The organism is Mycobacterium sp., from assembly GCF_032159765.1.
Taxonomy (GTDB): Bacteria; Actinomycetota; Actinomycetes; order Mycobacteriales; family Mycobacteriaceae; genus Mycobacterium.
In genome coordinates this window covers 29,927-50,818 of record NZ_JAVHWM010000152.1, presented here as the reverse complement: position 1 = coordinate 50,818, position 20,892 = coordinate 29,927, and the positions used below count along the sequence as shown (strand labels likewise).

Below are 20,892 nucleotides of genomic sequence, written 5' to 3'. Positions count from 1 at the left end.
GTTACGAATACATGATTGACAAGTCAACACAAACAAGCGTAAAACAACAGATATCCATATTTATCGGACACAAAACCACAGGGAGTGTGGCGTGTACGCGGAAGAACGGCAGCAGGCGATCGCCTCCCTGGTCATCAGCAGGGGCCGCGCCGCGGTGACCGATCTGGCCCAGACGTACGACGTGACCACAGAGACGGTGCGCCGTGATCTCGCCGCCCTGGAGCGGGCAGGGATCGTTCGCCGGGTCCACGGCGGAGCCGTGCCCGTCCGTGCGCTGCACGTCGTCGAACCCGGCGTCCTCGAACGCGAGACCACCCACACCGATCACAAGGACGCCATCGCCCGCGCGGCCCTCGGGTTCCTACCGATAACCGGCGGCAGCGTGTTGTTCGACGCCGGCACCACCACCGGCCGTGTCGCGGCGCTGCTTCCCACGGACCGGGATCTGGTCGTCGTCACCAACTCGGTGCCCATCGCCGCGCGGCTGGCGCCCATGCCGTCGGTATCGCTTCAACTGCTGGGCGGGCGCGTCCGTGGCCTGACCCAGGCCGCGGTCGGTGAGTCCGCGCTGCGACTTCTCGACACGCTGCGCGTGGACGTCGCGTTCATTGGCACCAACGCGATCAGCGTCGGACACGGCCTGTCGACACCCGACAGCGAAGAGGCCGCGGTCAAGCGCGCGATGGTGCACGCCGCCAACTATGTCGTGGTGGTGGCCGACTCGTCGAAGGTGGGCCGTGAGGACCTCATCAGCTTCGCCCCGATCGAGCGCGTCGACGTGCTGATCACCGACTCCGAAGTCACCGCGGCCGGCCGTGCCGAGCTCACCGAGCGGGGAGTCGAGGTCGTCGTCGCATGATCGTCACGGTCACCCCGAACCCGAGCATCGATCGCACGGTCACCCTCGACGGACCGCTGATCCGCGGTGGAGTGCATCGGGTTTCGTCGGTCACCATCGAGCCCGGCGGCAAGGGCGTCAACGTCGCGCGGGCGCTGAACCTGGCCGGTCTCGACGCACTCGCGGTGCTTCCGTCGCCTGTGGAGGATCCGCTGTTGACCGCTCTGGATTGTCGCGGTGTCGCCTATCGCGCTGTCGCAGGTCCGGGTGCACCGGTCCGAACCAACGTCGCGGTCACCGAAATCGACGGCACCACCACCAAACTCAATGAACCCGGGACGCGGCTGAACACGGCTGCCGTTGACGCGCTGACACGTGCGGTCCTTGACTCGGCGGCAACAGCATCATGGGTCGTCTTGTCCGGGTCGCTTCCGCCGGGCGTGCCCGACGATTGGTATGCGCAGGTTGTCGCGTTGTTGGCGCCCCTGCGGTGCCGCGTAGCGGTCGACACGTCCGACAAGCCACTGGAAGCTCTATCGGGCGTACTGGACCGCGCGGCGCCGCATCTGATGAAGCCCAACGCCGAGGAGCTCGCCAGCATCACCGGTCTCACCGCAGTCGATCTGGAATCTGCGATGGCACAAGGTAATCCGGAGCCCGTGGTTGCCGCGGCCACCCAACTCGTCGCTCGCGGGGCGCGCAACGTGCTCGCCACACTCGGTGCTGCGGGCGCCGTGCTCGTCGGCGAGGGCGGGAGCTGGCTCGCCATTCCGCCGCCGATCGTCCCGCGAAGCACGGTCGGCGCCGGCGACTCATCGCTCGCCGGCTACCTACGCGCCGACGTGCTGGGTGCCGAACCGCCCGAAAAGCTGCGGGCGGCAGTCGCTTACGGCAGTGCGGCCGCGGCACTGCCCGGCTCCGCGCTCCCCTCACCGGAGCAAGTCGACAGCGGCGCCGTCGTCGTGCGCGCTCTCTCCGGGCAACCCGAGCCCTATCAACACCCCGACACGAAGGTATCCCCATGACCGATTCATCGATCATCAGCGCCGACCTCGTCCTGCTCGACGTCGACGCCGGCACCGACAAGGACTCGGTCATCGGCCGACTCGCCGGCCAGCTCGCGGAGTCCGGTCGCGCGACCGACAGCGACGGTCTGGTCACCGCGATCATGGCACGCGAGGCGCAATCGGCCACCGGGCTGCCCGGCGGAATTGCTATCCCGCACTGCCGATCCCCTCACGTGAGCACCGCTTCGATCGCGTTCGCCAGGCTGTCGCCCAAGGTCGATTTCGGCGCACCCGACGGGCCAGCCGATCTGGTGTTCATGATCGCCGCACCGGAATCCGGTGGCGCAGAGCACATGAAGCTGCTGTCCAGCCTCGCCCGGGCGCTCGTGCGCCCGGAGTTCGTCGAGTCGTTGCGCGCCGCAAAGACCGCGCAGGACGTGGTCGCCCTTGTGGAGGGCGTCGTCAACCCCGCACCGGCATCTCCTGTCGCCGCACCGGAACCTGCCGCCCAGAAGGCCAAGTCCCTCGTGGCGATCACCGCCTGCCCCACCGGAATCGCGCACACGTACATGGCTGCCGATGCGCTAGCGGCGGCCGCCAAACGGGCAGGAGTCGCCCTCACCGTGGAGACGCAGGGCTCGTCGGGCAGCACGCCGTTGCCGGCGCAGACCATCAGCGAGGCCAACGCGGTCATCTTCGCCACCGATGTCGGTGTCAAAGACCGGCAACGCTTTTCGGGCAAGCCGGTGATCGCTTCTGGCGTCAAGCGTGCGATCAACGAGCCCGACAAGATGATCGCCGAAGCCGTCGCGGCCGCCGATAATCCGAACGCACCCCGCGTCGAGGGCGACACCAGCGCAGCCGCACCGAGTTCCGCGCCGGCCGGTGGCGTGGGCTGGGGCACCCGGATCCGGCAGATCCTGCTGACCGGTGTGAGCTACATGATCCCGTTCGTCGCCGCGGGAGGTCTGCTGATCGCGCTCGGTTTTCTGTTCGGCGGATACGAGATCGCGAACACGCCGGCCGGTGCGACCGACCCACTCGGCTTCATCGTCGCGAAGACCAACTCACTGACCAATCTTCCCGACGGTGGTCTGCTCACCTATCTCGGCGCAATCCTGTTCACCCTGGGCAAGCTCTCGTTCAGTTTCCTGGTACCGGTACTCGCCGGCTACATCGCGTTTGCGATCGCCGACCGGCCCGGCCTCGCCCCCGGATTCACAGCGGGAGCCGTCGCGGTCTTCGTCAACGCCGGGTTCATCGGCGGCATCGTCGGCGGTTTGATCGGCGGTTTCGTCGCGCTGTGGATCAGTGGATTCACAACGCCTCGGTGGTTCCGCGGCCTGATGCCCGTGGTGGTGATCCCGTTGTTCGCGACGCTGATCGTCGGCCTGGTGATGTTCCTTCTGCTCGGCCGTCCGCTGGCCTGGGTGACCACCAGCCTCCAGCATTGGCTGAGCGGCATGTCGGGATCGTCGGTGATCGTCCTTGGCATCATCCTGGGCCTGATGATGTGCTTCGACCTCGGAGGCCCGGTGAACAAGGCCGCTTACGCCTTCGCCACCGTGGGACTCAACGTGGCCGACCCGGCGTCACTGCGGATCATGGCAGCCGTGATGGCTGCGGGGATGGTGCCGCCGCTGGCGATGGCGCTGGCAGCCACCGTCCGGCCAGCACTGTTCACCGAGCCTGAACGCGAAAATAGCCGCGCTGCTTGGCTTCTCGGGTTGACCTTCATTTCGGAGGGCGCCATCCCGTTCGCGGCGGCCGACCCGCTGCGGGTGATCCCCTCCATGATGGCCGGCGGCGCAGTGACCGGTGCACTGATCATGGCATTCGACGTGACGTCAAAGGCTCCGCACGGTGGCATCTTCGTGTTCTTCGCCATCGGAAACCTTGCATGGTTCATCGTCGCGCTGGCGGCCGGCACCGTCGTCGGGGCGATCGCCGTTATCACCGCCAAGCAGTTCATCGGCACCAAACCCGCACAGCCGGCGCCCGAACCTGCGCTCGCGGCCGCCTGATTCTCGTCAAAACCAGTATCAGCTAAGGAGATTCACATGCACACCAAGACGGTCATCGTCGGGTCCGCCATCGGGCTGCACGCGCGTCCTGCCGCGATCATCGCCGAGGCAGTCGTCACGGCGGGTGTCCCGGTGACACTGTCGCTCGACGGCGGCGAGCCGGTCGACGCGGGTTCGGCACTGATGATCATGACGCTCGGCGCCGGCAACGGCGCGCAGGTGACGGTGGCGTCCGAGGACGCGGGCGCGATGACGACCGTCGCCGAGCTCGTCCAGCAGGACCTCGACGCTTAGGACTTGTGCTGCGAGACAGAACCTACGGTCGTGATTTCGCGAGATCAGCAACCGAGGTTTCTGTTTCGCCGCTATGGGAGGCCGAATCCCCGAGCACAGCACGCACACTGCTCTCCGGCCGCAGGTCCAGCCGGCGCAACAGTTGAGCATTGACCGCGACCACGACCGTCGACAGCGACATCAGCAGCGCGCCCACCGACATCGGCAACACGAACCCGACGGGTGCGAGCACACCTGCGGCAAGCGGCACCGAGATGAGGTTGTATCCAGCCGCCCACCAAAGGTTTTGCTTCATCTTGCGGTACGTCGCCTTCGACAGCTGGATCACCGAGAGCACCGACCGCGGGTCGGAGCTGGCGAGGATCACGCCTGCGGACGCGATCGCCACATCGGTGCCCGCGCCGATCGCGATCCCCACGTCGGCCTGTGCGAGCGCCGGCGCGTCGTTGACGCCGTCACCCACCATCGCGACTTTGAGCCCCTCAGACTGCAATTCGGCAACCTTGGCCGACTTGTCCTGCGGCCTCACTGACGCGAACACCCGGTCGATGCCGAGGTCCGCGGCCACCGACTCCGCAACGGCGGGCGCGTCGCCGGTGATCATCACCACACGTATGCCGAGCTTGTGCAGCGCATCGACGGCCTGCCGTGACTCCGGCCTGACCTCGTCGGCAAGCTTAAGTGCACCGATCACCGCACCGTCGGCAACGACATGAAGCACAATCGCACCTTCGTCGCGCCACGCCGCGGACTCGGGAAGCTCGATCAGCCCGGCATCCTCCAGCATCCGTGGACCGCCGACCCGGATCGTCCGGCCCTCTACGGTCGCGGTCACGCCCACCGCCGGCGATGACGAGAAGTCGCTCGAACGCGGAATCTGAAGTCCCCGCTCCTGGGCGGTGCTGACGATCGCCCGCGCCAACGGGTGCTCGCTGTCGGACTCCGCGGCCGCCGCCAGCTTGAGCAGATCCGCGTCATCACCCTGCGCGGAAACAACTTCGGCAACCGTCGGCTCACCCTTGGTCAGGGTGCCGGTCTTGTCGAACAGCACCGCATTGACGGTGCGCATGCTCTCCAGCGCCAGCCGGTCCTTCACCAGCACGCCCCCGCGCGCCGCGCGTTCGGTGGCGATCGACACCACCAGAGGTATAGCCAGGCCCAGCGCGTGCGGGCAGGCGATCACCAGGACGGTGATGGTGCGGATCACCGCCTCGTCGGGATGGCCGAGTATGCCCCACACGATCGCGGTGATGATCGCCGAGCCCAGCGCGAACCAGAACAGCCAGCCCGCCGCGGTGTCCGCGAGCCGCTGCGCCCGCGACGACGAGTTCTGCGCCTCGGTGACGAGTCGCTGAATGCCCGCGAGCGCGGTGTCGTCGCCGACAGCGGTGACGCGGACGCGAATGGCAGAGTCGGTGGCGACGGTGCCTGCGACGACCTTGTCGCCGGGGACCCTCGTCACCGGGCGCGACTCGCCCGTCACCATCGACTCGTTGATCGCGGCTGTGCCATCGACGATTTCGCCGTCGGCGGGGACGCTTCCGCCGGGCCGGACGAGAACGATGTCGCCGACCTGCAACTGCGAAGGCGGCACCTTGACCACCTGATCCCCATCGACACGTTCGGCCTCATCGGGCAACAGCGCGGCAAGAGAATCCAGCGCCGAACTGGTCTGCGCGAGCGAGCGCATCTCGATCCAGTGGCCGAGCAGCATGATCACGATCAGCAGCGCCAGCTCCCACCAGAAGTCGAGTTCGTGGCCCAGCACGCCGAGGCTTGACCCCCACGACGACACGAACGCCACTGAGATCGCCAGCCCGATCAGCAGCATCATTCCTGGTGCGCGCGAACGGATTTCACTGACCGCACCGGTCAGAAACGGACGACCGCCCCAGACGAACATCACCGTGCCGAGCAGCGGCGACACCCAGCCGATGCCGGGAATGTCCGGCAGCGTGTACCCGAGGATCATCGCGAACATCCCCGACGCGGCGACCGTCGGGATCGCCAGCACCAGCATGATCCAGAACAACCGTCGGTACTGCGCGACGTGATCGGCATGGCCGCCATGGCCGCCGCAGTGTCCGGCGTCATGCGCGTGATGCGAGGCGGCCGGCGTGTCGGTGATCGAGGGCTCGCTCATGCACTCACTATATACCCCTAGGGGGTATATACAATGTGGTGCTCATCTCAGACTGCCCGCTAGCATCCGGTGCATGCCGCCAACGTTGAGGTCGTCGGCGAGCAGAATCCGGCAGTGGGCCAGCGCGTCGATCAACCGCGCGGGTTACCTACGCAAGTGGCTGATCCTGGGCATCGCGATCGGCATCATCGCCGGGCTCGGCGCCGTCGTGTTCTACCTCGCATTGGATTACGCGGGCCGATTCCTGCTCGGCTATCTCGCGGATTACCAGGTTCCGCAGCCGGCCGGCGACGGCGGCGGCTCCGGCTCGGGCAGCCATTACTCGAGGCCCTGGGCCATCCCGCTCGTCGCGTTCGGCGGGGCTTTGGTGTCGGCGATCTTGGTCGCGATGTTCGCGCCGGAGGCTGAAGGGCACGGCACCGACAGTGCGATCGAGGCAGTGCACACCGACCCGCGCGCGATCCGTGTTCGCGCGATCATCGTCAAGACGATCTCGAGCGCGCTGACCATCGGCTCGGGCGGATCAGCGGGACGGGAAGGGCCGGCCGCGCAGATTTCGGCGGGATTCGGCTCGCTGCTCACCCGTCAGCTGAACCTGTCCGACGACGACGGCCGCATCGCGGTGTCGCTGGGTATCGGATCCGGCATCGGTGCGATCTTCGGGGCGCCGCTGGGCGGCGCGGTGCTGGCGGCGTCGATCGTGTACCGGGAGGACTTCGACTACCGCGCGCTGATCCCGGGATTCGTCACCTCGGCGACCGCGTACGCCGTCTTCGGGTCGATCATCAACTTCGACCCGATGTTCGGCTCCGTCGCAACAGATTTCGATTTTCACCAGCCCTTGCAGCTGATCTGGTTCGCATTGATCGGCGTCATCGCCGCCGGGGTGGGTCTGCTGTACGCGAAGACGTTCTACGGCACGGTCGCTGTGACGAAGAAGCTGCCCGGCGGGCTGCGGACGGGAGGAGCAATTCTGGGTCCGGTACTCAAGCCCGCGCTCGGTGGCCTGGCCGTCGGACTGCTCGCACTGGCGCTGCCGCAGATCCTATCCAGCGGTTACGGGTGGGCGCAGCTGGCATCGGCGCGAGACACCCTGATGGGCATCCCGCTCTGGGTGGTGTTGTTGCTGCCGTTGGCCAAGATCGTCGCCACGTCGCTGTCCATCGGCACCGGCGGATCCGGCGGCATCTTCGGACCCGGCATTGTGATCGGCGCGTTCACCGGCGCCGCGATCTGGCGGCTCGGCGAATTGATCGACGCGCCCGGGCTTCCGGACAATCCCGGCGTGTTCGTCGTCGTCGCGATGATGGCGTGTTTCGGCAGCGTCGCGCACGCGCCGTTGGCCGTCATGATCATGGTCGCCGAGATGACGAACTCGTTCTCGGTCATCCCGTGCGCCATGGTCACCGTCGGTATCGCCTATCTGCTGGTGTCGCGCACCGACGTGTCGATCTACCGTGCGCAGCGCCTCAACCGTGAGACCGCCGGCGAGGCCCCCGCTGCGTGATTACGCCTTGCTCTTGGCCTTCTGCGCGGCGCTCTTCTCCGTCTTCGCTCCCTTGTTGGACAGCGCTCCACCCGCACTCTCCAGATGCGCACGGACGAACCACTGGAACTTCTCGAGCTCGCCTGCGTGATCGATCAGAATGTCCTGGGTGACTGGGTCGAGATCCTCGAGTCGATCGATGCCTTTGCGGGTGTCTTCGATCACCCCGGTGTAGACGAGGTCCAGTGCGCCGAGGTGCGCCTGTACAACATCGCGGTCAACGGAGTAGTCGTCCCACGTGCGGTCGGCGATGATCGCGCCCGGCGTCCCTTTGGGCGAAAAGCCCAATGTCGCAACACGTTCAGCCACTTCGTCGGCGTATCCGCGAACAAGCTCGACCTGCGGGTCGATCATTTCGTGAACACCGATGAAGTTGGGCCCCACCACATTCCAGTGAACGTGCTTGAGCGTGAGATGGAGATCGTTATACCGACTGAGCTGCTTCTGCAGTAGTTCGGCGACCTCCGTGCCTTCTTTGTCCGTCATGCCCGGGACCGTGAAATCGCCCATCGACCTGCTCCTCTTTGCGTGTATTTTCTGGAATCGATCCAGGCATACCCGCGGGGCAACCGGTCTAATCAGATCGACGCGAGATCACGCACAGCCTGGCGCGCCCCGAACCGCGGATTGCGCGCAAGCCCGCTGACCTCGAGTAACCGCACCGCGCGGTACCGGTGCGGGCGCACCGGCTCGAGCAGTTCGACCATCTGCGCGTCGTCAATCGGATGGCCCAGCAGCGTCCAGCCGATCACGTTGGCCAGGTGGTAGTCGCCGATCGACAACGCGTCGGCATCCCCGAGCGCGCGTTGCGTGGTTTCGGCTGCCGTCCACACTCCGACGCCCGGCAGCGACGTCAGCGCCTCCCGAGCTGAAGCCGCCTGCCGCCGCACGAGCCGCTCGAGGGACGACGCCCGCTGCGCGCAACCGACGATCGTGCGGGCACGGCCCGGATCGACGTTGGCGCGGTGGAACTCCCACGACGGAATGCGTCGCCACACGTCAGCCGCCGGCGGCACCCGCATCCTCGGCGGAGCGGGTCCCGGTGCGGGCGCGCCGAACTTCGTCACCAGCACCCGCCAGGACCTAAACGACTCTGCCCCGGACACCCGCTGCTCGAGCACCGCAGGCACCAGCGCCTCCAGCACCCGGCCGGTCGAGCCCAGCCGCAGGTGCGGGACCTTTCGCAGCGCCGCCGCGATCGTCGGCTCCTGCGGGGCGAAACCCTTCGCATCGTCGTCGGCTCCGAGAAGCGCAGGCAACGAGTCCGCAAACTCCGCCGCGCCGTTGCCCCACACCTCGCAGTCGACGGTTTGCGGCGCCGATTTCGTGATCCTGGCGCTCACCGGGCCACTGGACATCATGCTGGTCCGCCAGATCGCGCCGTCCTGGGTGAGGAGAAAGCACGGATCACCACTGCCGCGCCGCAGTGGGGCCAGCGTCGCGAGGACATTCGCCGGACCGGAGAACGTGATGTTGAGTTCGATCGTGATGACCCAATGTATCCGCCCGCTAGGCGAGCGGGATTCAGTGTGCTCGGATGTAATGACAACCAACGGCCGCTCGGCCCCGAATACGAAATGACTGCCGATTGTCCGCAAACATGAAGGGGTACCAGGAGGCGATGGGTTTCAGACGTCCGAGCGCGCGCCGAGTAGAGCTCCTCGACGCGCCAGGTGGCGGCGGACCTTTGCCGCCGGTGCCGCAGGCATTCGACCTGTGGCGGGCGGGCGTGCGACGGGGTGTGTCGACACAGATCCGTGACTTCGTCGAGTCGAACTGCGCCGCCGACCTGGATGAAACCGGCGTCGACATCGCGTACGAGGTGCTGTCTCAGTTCGTCAGCGGCGGCAAGTATTTGAGGTCCACGTTCGCCTACCTCGGCTGGCTGTGCGGAGCATCAGCAAACGACGCTGCGCTGCGGGCGGCGGCAAGCTTCGAGTTGCTGCACGCATTCGCGCTGCTGCAGGACGACGTGATGGACGGTTCGGGATTGCGGCGCGGCCGTCCGGCGGCGCACATCCAATTCCGTGACTGGCACGCCGAGCGAGGGCTGTCAGGGTGCGCACATCGGTTCGGGGAGTCGGCGGCCGTCCTGCTCGGCGACCTCTGTCTCGTATGGTCAGCGCAGATGTTTCGGCAAAGCGGGGTGCCGCAGTCGGGCTTGCTGCGCGCATGGCCACACTACGAGGCGATGCGCACCGAGCTGGCAGTCGGCCAGTTCGCGGACCTGGTGAACGATGCACGCGGGCTGCCCAGCCTTGAGGCGGTTCTGGACGTGGCGCGCCGCAAATCGGGCAACTACACAGTTCGCCGCCCACTCGAGATCGGCGCAGTCCTCGCCGGATGCGCCAACCACGCTCTGGCGCAGCTCGGGAGCTACGGCTCGGCGGTCGGTGAGGCGTTCCAGCTGCGCGACGACCTCCTCGGTGTGTTCGGCTCGGCCGCGGTGACGGGAAAGCCGAGCGGCGGTGACCTCTCCGAACACAAGGCCACCAGCGTCGTCGTCGCGGCACACCAGATGGCAGACACCACCACCAAGAGCGAGCTCACCGAGCTGATGAGTTGCGAGCACATCGACGACGCGGCCATTGCACGCTGGCGGACGTTGATCGTGGCCACGGGCGCCGTCCAACTGATCGAGGACATGATCACCAATCGGGTCGGGTGTGCGCGTCAGCACGTCCATGAGGCGGGTGTGGATCACTCGGTGCGGGAAGCCTTGGACAGCATGGCCTTGGTATGCACGATGCGGACCGCATGATCGCCGGAAGTTCAGGAGCGCAAAGGTGATTCGCACTGTCGGAAGGCACGCCGATCACATCGTGGTCGTCGGCGCAGGCTTGGCGGGGCTGGCCGCTGCGTTGCACCTTGCGGGCCGCGGACGGCGGGTCACCGTCGTGGAGCGCGGGGCGGTTCCCGGCGGCCGCGTCGGTCGCGCGGATCTTCGCGGCTACCGCCTTGACACGGGTCCGACAGTCCTCACGATGCCCGACATCATCGATGACACATTCGCGGCTGTCGGCGAGGAGCGCGCCAGTCGACTCGACCTCGTTCCCATCGACCCCGCCTACCGCGCCTCGTTCGCCGACGGCAGCGGCCTGGACGTGTTCAGCGATCCCGGCCGGATGGCTGCCGCGGTCGAAAGCTTCGCCGGACCTGACCAGGCTGCGGGTTATCTACGGCTGCGGGACTGGCTGACTCGGCTCTATCGCACCGAGTTCGACGGGTTCATCGCCGCGAACTTCGATTCGCCGCTGTCGCTCCTGACGCCGCAGCTCGCCCAGCTGGCCTTTCTTGGCGGTTTTCGTCGCTGGGAGCGAGTGGTCGACCGGTACATCACGGACGATCGGCTGCGGCGCGTTTTCACCTTCCAGTCCCTGTACGCGGGCGTCCCACCACAGCGCGCCCTTGCCGTGTATGCGGTGATCGCCTACATGGATACCGTTGCGGGAGTTTACTTTCCGCGCGGGGGGATGCGAGCCTTGCCTGACGCTCTCGCCGCCGCAGCCACCGACGCCGGAGTGCAGTTCGAGTATTCGTCGACTGTCGTCGCGCTGGACAGGTCCGCCGACGCGGTGACGGCCGTGCGCACCGAGAGCGGAAACCGTATCCCCTGCGACGCAGTGGTTTTGACCACTGAGCTGCCTGAGACGTATCGGCTACTTTCCCGTACGCCACGACGACTCCTGCGTGTCCGGCCGGCACCATCTGCGGTGGTGGCTCATGTGGGGTGCCGAGTCGTGAAACCCGTTGGGGCTCATCACACCATCCTCTTCGGCAGGGAATGGCAGCGGACCTTCGACGACATCATCCGCGCCGGGCGGCCGATGGCCGACCCGTCGCTGTTGGTGACCCGTCCCACGGCCACCGACCCCACTCTTGCACCCGCGGGTCGCGACCTCCTCTACATACTCGCGCCCGCGCCCAATCTCCTTCGCGGGAACATCGACTGGGATGCCACCGCCGACGCCTACGCAGGCCAGATGCTTGACGTCGTGTCGGCCAGGCTCGGCGACCTCGGCGAGGATCTCGAGTTGCTGAACGTCGTCACACCGGCGGACTGGTCGCGGCAAGGCATGGTGGCGGGCAGTCCCTTCGCACTGGCCCACACGTTCGCCCAGACCGGACCGTTCCGCCCCGCGAACATGGTGCGCGGCATCGCAAATGCTGTGCTCGCCGGTTCGTCCACCGTTCCAGGGGTGGGGGTCCCCACGGCCCTGCTGTCGGGCCGGTTGGCGGCCGATCGGATCACGGGCCCGCTCGGCCGTAGCCCCGTGCGCCACGTTGCAGGTGCCGGAGGCAAGCAAGCATGATCCGATCCGAACTCGATGCCGCCGGCGTCTCGCAGCCTCGGTTGCGCGACGCGTACCGCACGTGCCGGGAACTCAACGCCCAGCATGGCCGGACGTTCTTTCTCGCCACGCGGCTCCTCAAGCCCGCACAGCGCCCCGCGGTGCACGCGCTCTACGGGTTCGCCCGGCTGGCCGACGACATCCTCGACGACCTCGACTCGCCCCTGGATGTGAGTGAGAAAACCGCTCGTCTGCAACATCTTTCCGACCGGTTCTTCGACGACCGCGGCGGCGCGGACGCGCAGACCGAGATGGTTCTGAACGCGGTCCGGCACACCGCGGCGCTCTACGGGATAGACCGCGAACTGTTCGCGGATTTCCTGGCGTCGATGCGGATGGACCTGACGATCACTGACTATCCGGACCGGGCGGCGCTGAACCGCTACGTACGCGGCTCCGCGGAGGTCATCGGGCTCGAACTGCTGCCCGTGTTGGGCACTGTCGGCTCCCGGGAGGAGGCGGCGCCGTACGCCGCCGCTCTGGGAAAGGCGTTCCAGCTGACCAACTTTCTGCGGGATGTCGACGAAGACCTTGTCCGCCAACGGGTGTACCTGCCTGCCGACGAACTCGCCGCATTCGACGTCGACCGTGAGCTGTTGGTGTGGTGCCACGAGCACCGCCAGACCGATCCGCGGGTACGCGACGCGCTGGCGGCGCAGCACCACATCACCCGCGGCATTTACCGATTCGCTTCCGAAGGGATCCCGATGCTGGCCCCGTGGTCACGCCCGTGCGTGGCCACCGCGCTCACGCTGTACTCGGAGATCCTCGACCGCATCGAGGCGAGTGACTTCGCAGTGTTCAACCATCGGGCGCGGGTGGGCAACGCACGCCGGCTGCAGGTCGCGGGCGTCGCCCTGTTCAGGGCCTGGCGCGCGCGCCGCGGGAAGGCGTCACCGCCGGCGGAACCGACGATCGGCGCTGCCTGACATGGATCGATTGCAGTATCTGATCGTGCTCGGCGCCTGCCTCGTCATTACGGCGCCGCTGGAGTTCTTCGGCGAGGGCGTCTACCGCCAGCCGTGGCGCACCGCCCGTGCCGTGTTGCCGGTCACGCTGGTCTTCCTGATCTGGGACGCGATCGCGATCGCCGCTGACGTCTGGAGCTACAACCCGCGCTACATCAGCGGAATCCACATCGGGTTCGGCATTCCTCTCGAGGAGTTGGCGTTCTTCATCGTCATTCCGTTGTGCGGCTTGCTTACTCTCAACGCCGTGACCGCAATGCTGAGCAGGCAAAGGCGCCGATGAGCGCTCGCGCGAAGAGAAAAAGACGATGATCGGGTACACGCTGCCTGCCGTGCTCGCCGTGATCGTCGTCGTGGTGCTCGAACTCGCCGTGTGGCATACCGGGCTGTTTCGCCGTCCGGCCTATTGGCTTTCGATGGCGATCGTGTTCGGCTTTCAGATCCCGGTCGATGGCTGGCTGACGAAGCTCTCCTCGCCGATCGTTATTTACGACGACGCGCAGACGAGCGGCTTGCGCTTTCCGTTCGACATACCGGTGGAGGATTTCCTGTTCGGGTTCGCCCTGGTCACGGCCGTCCTGCTGCTCTGGGAGCGCCAGCATGAGCGTGGGTGACATGCACATGGGAAACAGCGGCCTGCCACGAGGCACCGTTCCGGCCGCGTTCGACGTCGGTGCAAGCGCCTACGACCGGATGGTCGGCGCAAACCCCGGCTATCACGATCATCTGCGAATGTCCACGCGCCGCATGCGATTACCCGACGGCGGCCGCGGGATGCGGCTTCTTGACGCAGGTTGCGGCACGGGTGCGTCGACCGCCGCACTGCTCGCCGCCGCCCCCGAAGCCGAGATCGTGGGCGTGGACGCGTCAGCCGGAATGCTGCAAGAAGCGACCAACAAGAGTTGGCCGTCGTCGGTGCGGTTCGTCCACGGCCGCATCGAGGACCTCGCCGACCTGGGTGTCGAGGGACCGTTCGACGGCATCCTGGCCGCCTACCTCGTGCGCAATCTGCCCGATCCGGACGCGCAGTTGAAGCGATTCCTCGACCTGCTGCGCCCAGGCGGCACGCTGGCACTGCACGAGTACTCGGTGGCGGACTCGCGCGCGGCGAGCTCGCTGTGGACCGCGGTGTGCTGGGGGATCATCATCCCGTCGGGCTGGCTGCACACCCGCGACACGACGCTCTATCGGCACCTGTGGCGCAGTGTCCTCACCTTCGACGGCGCCGCGCGGTTCCGTCAGCGGCTCACGGACGCGGGTTTTGTTGCGGTGCATAGCGAAACCATGCCCGGGTGGCAACGCAACATCGTCCATACATTCCTGGCTTCTCGGTCATGAGCACCAACGGCCACCGCGATCCGCGCCGCGTCACGCACCCGGCCAACCGGGGGCTGCCGGATGCGGGCCTGCTGCCGAGAGCGCCGCACGCAGTGGTGATCGGCGCCGGGATCGCCGGCCTTGCCGCCGCGACCGGCTTGGCGGAGCGGGGCGTGCACGTCGACGTGATCGAACGCGAGGACTATCTCGGCGGCAGGGTGGGCGGATGGTCCGAACGGCTCCCAGACGGCAGCACCGTCGCCATGAATCGCGGCTTCCACGCATTCTTCCGGCAGTACTACAACTTGCGAGAGCTTCTGCGCCGCACAGACTCCAGCCTCGCGCGTCTCACCCCGGTCGAGGACTATCCGCTGGTGGACGCCGCAGGCCGGACGGACACGTTCCGCGGACTCCCCCGTACGCCGCCCTGGAACGCCGTCATGTTCGCATTACGCAGCCCGACCTTCCGGCTGCGCGATCTTGCGGGGCTGAAAGCCCGAGCCGCCGCGCCACTCGCGGCAGTGTCAGTGCCGGAGATCTACCATCGGCTCGACGACGTCGACGCCGAGACGTTCCTGCGTGACATCAACTTCCCTGATGCGGCAAGGCATCTGGCGTTCGAAGTGTTCTCCCGCAGTTTCTTCGCCGAGCCCGCGCGCCTGTCGGCGGCCGAGCTGGCCGCGATGTTCCACATCTACTTTCTCGGCTCGAGCGAAGGCCTCGTATTCGATGTCGCATCATCCAATTTCAACGTGGCCTTGTGGGAGCCGTTGCGCGAGTATCTGATTGGCCACGGTGTCCAGTTTCACACCGGCGTCTCGGTGACCGAGCTCCACGCGAGCGAGGACACCTTCCGCGTCGACACGGACAACCGCGCCGGCATCGACGCCGACGCCGTGGTGCTCGCGACCGACGTCGCCAGTCTTCAGCGCATCGTCGACGCGTCGCCCACGCTCAGCGATCCGCAATGGCGTGCTGCGGTTGGCGAACTGCGGAGCGCACCGCCGTTCGTCGTGCAACGGCTGTGGCTGAACCGTCCGGTCAACCCGGAACGTCCGGCGTTCCTCGGCACCGGTGGACTCGAACCGCTCGACAACATCAGCGTGCTCGACCGCTACGAACGTGAGGCCGCCGACTGGGCCCGCCAGCGCGGCGGCTCCGTATTGGAGTTGCACTCCTACGCCGTGCGCGATCCGTCGGACGGCCTACGCGGAGATCTCCTCGCACGGCTTCACCAGCTCTACCCCGAAACCCGTGATGCAAGAATCGTTTCCGAGAAGACCCTGCGTCGTGACGACTGCCCTCGTTTCGCTCCGGGCGACTTCGCTCGCCGGCCGGGTGTTGTCACCCCCCATCCCCGCCTGATGCTGGCAGGCGACGGCATTCGTATCGACCTGCCGGTGGCGCTGATGGAACGCGCCGCCACCACCGGGTGGTCGGCCGCCAATCGCCTGCTCGACAGCTGGGGGGTGGCTGGCCACGCGCTGTACACCGTCCCCACCGCGGGCCGCAACGCGTTGCTGCGCCGCCTCGCGACGCCTCGACTCATGAAAGCACCGCACGGATGAAACTACCGAAAAGCCTCCCGTTCCAAGTACTTCCACGACAACGGTGGGCCCAGCAGCAGCCCACCTACCGCGCCGCCGAACCCGCGGTCATCGAGGCCGCGTTGGCGCGTTCGCAGCAGAGACCGTCAGGGAACTGGTATGTGTTCGCCGCCAGCCGTGACGTCCGCGCGAACCGCCCACTCGGGGTGACGGTCGCGGGAATCGAGATCGTCGCCTGGCGCGACCAGGCCGACGGCGTGCATGTCGGACCCGGCACGTGCCCCCATCTGGGCGCGGACCTCGCCAATGGAACCATCGATTGTGGCGCTCTGATGTGCCCGTGGCATGGGCTGCGCCTGGACGGCAGCCGCGAATTCGGTTGGAAGCCAATGCGGTGCCATGACGACGGCGTTCTGGTGTGGGTGCGTCTGGACCGAGTCGGCGGCGAGAAGCCGCTCGATGAGCCGGTGATTCCGCCGCGTCCTCAGGGTTTCCAGCTCGACGCGGTCACCCGGCTAGACGGCACATGCGAGCCGGAGGATGTGATCGCCAACCGGCTCGACCCGTGGCACGGAGCCTGGTTTCATCCGTACTCGTTCACAGCACTCGAGGTCCTCAGCGCGCCCGCGACCGATGCCGACGATGACGCCGACCGGTTTCTTGTTGCGGTCACCTTCAAGGTTGGCCGCCTGGGTGTCCCGGTGATCGCCGAATTCACCAGCCCAGAGCGGCGAACGGTCGTGATGAGGATCGTCGACGGCGAGGGCACGGGCAGCGTCGTCGAGACACACGCCACCCCGCTCGGCCCGGGACCCGACGGTCGTCCCCGCACTGCGGTGATCGAAGCGGTTGTCGCCCACTCGGACCGTTCGGGTTTCGCGCATACGCAGCGCGTCAGGTCACTGATCAGACCGCTCATGCGCTCTGCGGCCACCCGGCTCTGGCGCGACGACCTTGCGTACGCCGAGCGGCGTTACCAGGTCAGAACGGCTAACCGACGGTGATCTCTGCCTTGTCCGGATAGAAGGCGACATGCCCGGCGATCACCGAAACCGCCTCGTACGGCTCTTCATAGGTCCAGATCGCGTCGTCGACCGTACCGCCCGCGGTCACCACGCTGTAATAGCTCGCGTCGCCTTTGTACGGGCAGTAGGTCGCGGTGTCGGTGCGCCGCAGCAGCTCGTTATTGACGTCGGCGATCGGAATGTAGTGCACAGGGGCATAAGTCGATTCCTGGAGCGTCTGCGCATGGTCGGTCTCCGCGACCACATCGCCGTTGACACGCACAGTCACGTGTTTGCCTGTGGGCGTGATGGAGATCGGATGGCTGTCGGTCGGCTGGAGTCTGGGACGTGTGCTCATACTCCGAACAACGTCGCTCGTAGCGGCCTTCTTCCGAAGGCTTCCCTCTAATATCCCCCTGTGTCCCAACCTGACCAGCCCGCGGCGGGCGCAGACGTCACGATTCAAGCCGCACCCGATGCTGTCTACGCACTGATCACCGACCTGCCGACCCTCGCCTCACTTGGCGAGGAGGTCCATGCGATGCGCTGGCAGCGAGGAACCGGTGCGCAGCCCGTTAATGGACCACCACGTGCAAGGTGACCGAGGCCGTTACCGCCTCGGCTTTCGCCTTCGACGTGAACTATCTCGGCCTGCCGATTGCCCGCTGGCGCTACGACATTGAAGCCCTGGACGGAGGGGGCTGCCGCGTCACCGAACAGACCTGGGACCGTCGTCCCAGGTAGTTTCGCCCGGCCGGTGGAATCGCGACGGGCATCAAGGACCGTGACGGTGCGAACGCCGCACACATTAAGGCGACATTGCAGCGGCTGAAGGAACGCGCCGAGCAATAACGAAACTCGCAAACATGTCTGCCGGATGCACATCACTTGCGGGGTCGGATAGGGCACAATGTCCTACGCGTACAGCGCGAGAGTGCCGCCGAGTGCAGCTATGCTCTGCGGGAAGACATGACGACGGAAGGCGTCTCGATGTCAAATCAAGGTGGCTACAACCCGCCGGGCGGTTACAACCCACAAGGCGGCGGTTACGGCGGTCAGGGCGGCGGTTACGGCGGTCCGCCGGGTTCTGGCGGCCCTCCCGGTGGCTCGGGGGGCTTCAATATGCAGCGGATCATGCCGGGCGGAATGATCGCAATGGTCGGCGGTGTGCTGTACCTGGTCTGCAGCTTCTTCCCGTGGGTGTCGATCAACACGTGCGGCGGGTACGACACGTCGTCGCTCGGGATCTCATGCCCGACCATCTCGGTGAGCGGGTTCCACGGCGGCAACATTTTCATCATTTTCTTGTTCCTTGCCGTCTCGGTGGCGTTCCTGCTCAAGGCACTCAGCGTGATCCCGGCCAACGTGCCGATTGAGCTCATCGCTCTGGGCATAGTGGTGATCGCCGACATCATCTTGATCATCAACTTCATCAACGCCGCCGAGGTCCTCAGCCTCGTCGCGTGGGGCGCGTGGGCTTCGCTTGCGGTGGCGGCAGTCATCACCGTTGGTGCGGTTCTCGAGTTCATCAAGGCTGGCGGGTTCAAGTCCATCCAGCGTGGAGGCGGTGGCGGGGGTGGCCCGCAGACCGGGTACGGCCCGCCGCCGCAGTCCGGGTATGGCCCGCCCCCGCAGCAGGGCGGTTACCCGCCGCAGGGTGGCCAGCCGCCACCCCCGCCCCGTGGGCCGCAGGGTGGTGGTTACCCGCCGCAGGGTGGCGGATATCCGCCGCCGCAAAACAAGCCCTGGTGATCAGCCGCTAAGGGCGACGAGCAATCCGGTTGGCAAGCCGGGCGAACGGTGATGTCGCCGTCGCCCGGCTTTGCTCTTCGTGCCAGTCGGCGAGCCGGTAGGCAAGGTAAACCGCCTGCACGCCCAGCCAACGCAGCGGCTCGGGTTCCCAATCGCGGCAACGGTGATTCACCCACGGCAGCTCCACAAGCGGACTATCGCGCCCGAGCACCAGATCAGCGAGCGTGCGACCGGCGAGGTTCGCCGCCGTCACGCCGTGTCCTGCGTAGCCACCGGCCCACGCCAGGCCGGTCGCAGCGTCGAACCCGACGGCTGCGTTCCAGTCGCGTGGCACACCAAGCACACCGCACCACCCATGCGTGATCCCGACCCCGGCTGCCTGAGGGAACACGCTGCGCAAGGTCCGACAGCCGGCGCACCGTCCGCATGCCGACCACACCGTCTCGGTCGATTCGCGAGCCGTAGCGGTACGGTGCCGCGCGACCGCCGATCGCGATGCGATCGTCAGCCGTGCGCTGTGCGTAGAAGAAGTCGTGTGCCTCGTCGCCAACGGTTTCGCGCCCCTGCCAACCGATCTCGGCCCACACGTCTGTGGCCATCGGCTCGGTGACGATCATCGAGCTGTTCATCGGCAGGTACCGCCGGCGAAGACGCGCGAGCGTCGGGGTGAAGCCCTCGGTGGCGCGCACGACGATGGGCGCGTCGACGCGTCCCGATCGCGTCTCTGCTCGGCCCGCGCGAATTTCCGTGACGGGGACCCCCTCGTAGATCGTCACGCCGAGCCGCTCGACCACGTCGGCCAATCCACGAACCAGCATGGCGGGTTGAATCCGTGCGCAGTCCGGTGTGAACGCGGCCGAGACAAGGCCGGCGACGCGGATACGCCGCGCGGCTTCGTCGGCCGTCAGCATGTCGACATCTGCGCCCCATCGCCTGTCCTCCGCGACGTCGCTGAGGAGCCTCGCTTGCTGGGCAGACGTCCGGGCCACCCGCAGTGAGCCGCCCTTGACGATTTCGGCGTCGATCCCCTCCGCCTCCGCGACGCCGATCACCTCATCGACGGACTCGATCAGTGCGCGCTGCCACGCCACGACGCCAGCGCGCCCATGCGCCTGAGCGATTCGGCCGCGGTCACCGGGAACCAAAGCCGACAGCCAGCCACCGTTACGACCGGACGCCCCGAAACCCGCAAACCCCGCCTCCAGCATGATGATTCGCAGTGACGGATCGGCACGCTTGAGGTAGTAGGCAGCCCACAACCCGGTGAACCCGGCACCCACGATGCACACATCGGCATCGCGGTCTCCCGGCAACCGGGGCCGGGGATCGGGCGGCGTTGCGTACCAGTGCGACACCTGCCCGGTGCGCACCGGGTCAGAAGGCATACCGGTGATACTGCGCCAAATTCCTCAGCGCGGGCACCAACGACATGACCCGCGCCGCCACCCGATACGCCGTCAACTCCCCAGTGCAGCCGGGCTCCGGCCCGGCGCGCCACGGCGTTGGTGATCTGCGTGCGGATGCCAAATCGGTTGAAGACGTCGAATTGCAGCTCCCCGCACGGGAAAAGCTCGACGATCCGCCGCAACAGTGCCAACCCCGACGCCTCGGTCAGATACATCGTCAGGCCTTCGGCGATCATCAGCACCGGACGGTATGTGGTCACAGTCGTCAGCCAGTCGAGCTCGGTCAACGACGCGGGAATCAACCGGTACGACGCAGTGGACGGGTAGAACCGCTCCCGCAGCGCGATGACGTCACCGAAGTCGACGTCGTACCACTCGACGCCCGGGCCGGGATGCACCCGCAGCGCCCTGGCGTCCAGGCCGCAGCCGAGGTGAAGGACCGTCGCCTCGTCGTGCACGGCAAGAAACTGCCGCACCCACCGGTCGAAGTGCGCTGTACGGATCGTCGCCGACGGCGAATTCCTCGGGTTCATCCCGGTCTTCGCCCAGTCGTAGTCGAGCTGCGCCACCAACTCCTTGGCGTGGATGTCCCCAAGGATCGGGCTCGGCAGGTCGGCGTCGAGCGCCCTCGCGTAGAGCGTCGCAAGCATGGTTTGCGGTGCGCCCGTGAGGTCGACGCGATCTTCTTGCTATC

Annotated in this window: 18 protein-coding genes and 3 pseudogenes; 15 read left to right on the top strand and 6 right to left on the bottom strand. The window is 66.9% G+C overall.

All coding sequences use genetic code 11. The features are described from left to right. Positions 1-91: 91 nt before the first annotated feature. From QOH60_RS18490 to QOH60_RS18475, 4 genes are read left to right on the top strand one after another with little or no spacing between them, the layout of a single operon-like run. Positions 92-859 (top strand): DeoR/GlpR family DNA-binding transcription regulator, encoded by a 768-nt coding sequence (locus QOH60_RS18490; RefSeq protein WP_526423007.1) that lies wholly within the window; start codon positions 92-94, stop codon positions 857-859. Beyond that, positions 856-1,863 carry a 1-phosphofructokinase family hexose kinase gene (locus tag QOH60_RS18485; protein WP_526423005.1) on the top strand — a complete coding sequence of 336 codons (1,008 nt, stop codon included), beginning with the start codon at positions 856-858 and terminating at the stop codon, positions 1,861-1,863. Before QOH60_RS18490 ends, QOH60_RS18485 begins: the two co-directional genes overlap by 4 nt. Continuing rightward, positions 1,860-3,869: a PTS fructose transporter subunit IIABC gene (locus tag QOH60_RS18480; protein ID WP_526423003.1), complete on the top strand. Its 2,010-nt coding sequence runs from the start codon at positions 1,860-1,862 to the stop codon at positions 3,867-3,869. The genes QOH60_RS18485 and QOH60_RS18480 overlap by 4 nt, the downstream gene beginning before the upstream one ends. Positions 3,870-3,905: 36 nt before the next feature. Next, entirely contained in the window at positions 3,906-4,163 is a 258-nt protein-coding gene (locus QOH60_RS18475; protein ID WP_526423001.1) for an HPr family phosphocarrier protein, read from the top strand. Between the two features lie 22 nt (positions 4,164-4,185). On the opposite strand, the gene QOH60_RS18470 is transcribed toward QOH60_RS18475, so the two are convergent. Beyond that, entirely contained in the window at positions 4,186-6,306 is a 2,121-nt protein-coding gene (locus QOH60_RS18470) for a heavy metal translocating P-type ATPase (protein ID WP_526422999.1), read from the bottom strand. A 73-nt stretch (positions 6,307-6,379) separates the two neighbouring features. Here QOH60_RS18470 and QOH60_RS18465 point away from each other — a divergent pair, with 73 nt between their 5' ends. Beyond that, positions 6,380-7,813, top strand: coding sequence for a chloride channel protein (locus QOH60_RS18465; RefSeq protein WP_526422997.1), 1,434 nt, complete (start codon positions 6,380-6,382; stop codon positions 7,811-7,813). Here the strand turns inward: QOH60_RS18465 and QOH60_RS18460 are convergent, their stop codons facing one another. Next, entirely contained in the window at positions 7,814-8,362 is a 549-nt protein-coding gene (locus QOH60_RS18460; RefSeq protein WP_526422995.1) for a Dps family protein, read from the bottom strand. It lies immediately after the preceding gene. A gap of 68 nt (positions 8,363-8,430) precedes the next feature. Then, positions 8,431-9,342 carry a DNA-3-methyladenine glycosylase family protein gene (locus QOH60_RS18455; protein ID WP_526423079.1) on the bottom strand — a complete coding sequence of 304 codons (912 nt, stop codon included), beginning with the start codon at positions 9,340-9,342 and terminating at the stop codon, positions 8,431-8,433. A gap of 110 nt (positions 9,343-9,452) precedes the next feature. Here QOH60_RS18455 and QOH60_RS18450 point away from each other — a divergent pair, with 110 nt between their 5' ends. From QOH60_RS18450 to QOH60_RS18415, 8 genes are read left to right on the top strand one after another with little or no spacing between them, the layout of a single operon-like run. Continuing rightward, a complete protein-coding gene (locus QOH60_RS18450; RefSeq protein WP_526422993.1) occupies positions 9,453-10,613 on the top strand; it encodes a polyprenyl synthetase family protein in 1,161 nt (386 codons plus the stop codon). A 28-nt stretch (positions 10,614-10,641) separates the two neighbouring features. Next, positions 10,642-12,165, top strand: a complete 1,524-nt coding sequence (gene crtI / locus QOH60_RS18445) for a phytoene desaturase family protein (protein WP_526423077.1) — start codon at positions 10,642-10,644, stop codon at positions 12,163-12,165. Continuing rightward, entirely contained in the window at positions 12,162-13,133 is a 972-nt protein-coding gene (locus QOH60_RS18440; protein WP_526422991.1) for a phytoene/squalene synthase family protein, read from the top strand. Before crtI ends, QOH60_RS18440 begins: the two co-directional genes overlap by 4 nt. Before the next feature lies 1 nt (position 13,134). After that, the gene (locus tag QOH60_RS18435; protein WP_526422989.1) at positions 13,135-13,455 is read left to right on the top strand and encodes a lycopene cyclase domain-containing protein; all 321 of its coding nucleotides are present in this window, start codon (positions 13,135-13,137) and stop codon (positions 13,453-13,455) included. Positions 13,456-13,480: 25 nt separating this feature from the next. Beyond that, positions 13,481-13,786 carry a lycopene cyclase domain-containing protein gene (locus tag QOH60_RS18430; RefSeq protein WP_526422987.1) on the top strand — a complete coding sequence of 102 codons (306 nt, stop codon included), beginning with the start codon at positions 13,481-13,483 and terminating at the stop codon, positions 13,784-13,786. A gap of 1 nt (position 13,787) precedes the next feature. Beyond that, positions 13,788-14,510 carry a class I SAM-dependent methyltransferase gene (locus QOH60_RS18425; protein ID WP_526423075.1) on the top strand — a complete coding sequence of 241 codons (723 nt, stop codon included), beginning with the start codon at positions 13,788-13,790 and terminating at the stop codon, positions 14,508-14,510. After that, entirely contained in the window at positions 14,507-16,057 is a 1,551-nt protein-coding gene (locus QOH60_RS18420) for an FAD-dependent oxidoreductase (protein WP_526422985.1), read from the top strand. The genes QOH60_RS18425 and QOH60_RS18420 overlap by 4 nt, the downstream gene beginning before the upstream one ends. Next, positions 16,054-17,040, top strand: coding sequence for a DUF5914 domain-containing protein (locus QOH60_RS18415; protein WP_526422983.1), 987 nt, complete (start codon positions 16,054-16,056; stop codon positions 17,038-17,040). Before QOH60_RS18420 ends, QOH60_RS18415 begins: the two co-directional genes overlap by 4 nt. On the opposite strand, the gene QOH60_RS18410 is transcribed toward QOH60_RS18415, so the two are convergent. Beyond that, entirely contained in the window at positions 17,027-17,398 is a 372-nt protein-coding gene (locus QOH60_RS18410; RefSeq protein WP_526422981.1) for a DUF427 domain-containing protein, read from the bottom strand. The two genes, QOH60_RS18415 and QOH60_RS18410, sit on opposite strands and share 14 nt — an antisense overlap. 60 nt (positions 17,399-17,458) lie before the next feature. Between QOH60_RS18410 and QOH60_RS18405 the strand changes: the two are divergent. Next, positions 17,459-17,892, top strand: a pseudogene (locus tag QOH60_RS18405) (SRPBCC family protein). Between the two features lie 138 nt (positions 17,893-18,030). Beyond that, positions 18,031-18,792, top strand: coding sequence for a hypothetical protein (locus tag QOH60_RS18400; RefSeq protein ID WP_526422979.1), 762 nt, complete (start codon positions 18,031-18,033; stop codon positions 18,790-18,792). Between the two features lie 7 nt (positions 18,793-18,799). On the opposite strand, the pseudogene QOH60_RS18395 reads toward QOH60_RS18400, so the two are convergent. Both QOH60_RS18395 and QOH60_RS18390 read right to left on the bottom strand, forming a co-directional pair. Further along, positions 18,800-20,177, bottom strand: a pseudogene (locus QOH60_RS18395) (NAD(P)/FAD-dependent oxidoreductase). Next, positions 20,167-20,848: pseudogene (locus QOH60_RS18390) on the bottom strand (class I SAM-dependent methyltransferase). Before QOH60_RS18390 ends, QOH60_RS18395 begins: the two co-directional pseudogenes overlap by 11 nt. Positions 20,849-20,892: the final 44 nt, after the last annotated feature.

Excerpts from the sequence above, each read along its gene's own strand:
- QOH60_RS18485 (WP_526423005.1), top strand. The coding sequence starts at position 856 with ATGATCGTCACGGTCACCCCGAACCCGAGCATCGATCGCACGGTCACC.
- QOH60_RS18480 (WP_526423003.1), top strand. The coding sequence starts at position 1,860 with ATGACCGATTCATCGATCATCAGCGCCGACCTCGTCCTGCTCGACGTC.
- QOH60_RS18475 (WP_526423001.1), top strand. The coding sequence starts at position 3,906 with ATGCACACCAAGACGGTCATCGTCGGGTCCGCCATCGGGCTGCACGCG.
- QOH60_RS18470 (WP_526422999.1), bottom strand. The coding sequence starts at position 6,306 with ATGAGCGAGCCCTCGATCACCGACACGCCGGCCGCCTCGCATCACGCG.
- QOH60_RS18465 (WP_526422997.1), top strand. The coding sequence starts at position 6,380 with ATGCCGCCAACGTTGAGGTCGTCGGCGAGCAGAATCCGGCAGTGGGCC.
- QOH60_RS18460 (WP_526422995.1), bottom strand. The coding sequence starts at position 8,362 with ATGGGCGATTTCACGGTCCCGGGCATGACGGACAAAGAAGGCACGGAG.
- QOH60_RS18450 (WP_526422993.1), top strand. The coding sequence starts at position 9,453 with ATGAAGGGGTACCAGGAGGCGATGGGTTTCAGACGTCCGAGCGCGCGC.
- QOH60_RS18440 (WP_526422991.1), top strand. The coding sequence starts at position 12,162 with ATGATCCGATCCGAACTCGATGCCGCCGGCGTCTCGCAGCCTCGGTTG.
- QOH60_RS18435 (WP_526422989.1), top strand. The coding sequence starts at position 13,135 with ATGGATCGATTGCAGTATCTGATCGTGCTCGGCGCCTGCCTCGTCATT.
- QOH60_RS18430 (WP_526422987.1), top strand. The coding sequence starts at position 13,481 with ATGATCGGGTACACGCTGCCTGCCGTGCTCGCCGTGATCGTCGTCGTG.
- QOH60_RS18425 (WP_526423075.1), top strand. The coding sequence starts at position 13,788 with ATGCACATGGGAAACAGCGGCCTGCCACGAGGCACCGTTCCGGCCGCG.
- QOH60_RS18420 (WP_526422985.1), top strand. The coding sequence starts at position 14,507 with ATGAGCACCAACGGCCACCGCGATCCGCGCCGCGTCACGCACCCGGCC.
- QOH60_RS18415 (WP_526422983.1), top strand. The coding sequence starts at position 16,054 with ATGAAACTACCGAAAAGCCTCCCGTTCCAAGTACTTCCACGACAACGG.
- QOH60_RS18410 (WP_526422981.1), bottom strand. The coding sequence starts at position 17,398 with ATGAGCACACGTCCCAGACTCCAGCCGACCGACAGCCATCCGATCTCC.
- QOH60_RS18400 (WP_526422979.1), top strand. The coding sequence starts at position 18,031 with ATGTCAAATCAAGGTGGCTACAACCCGCCGGGCGGTTACAACCCACAA.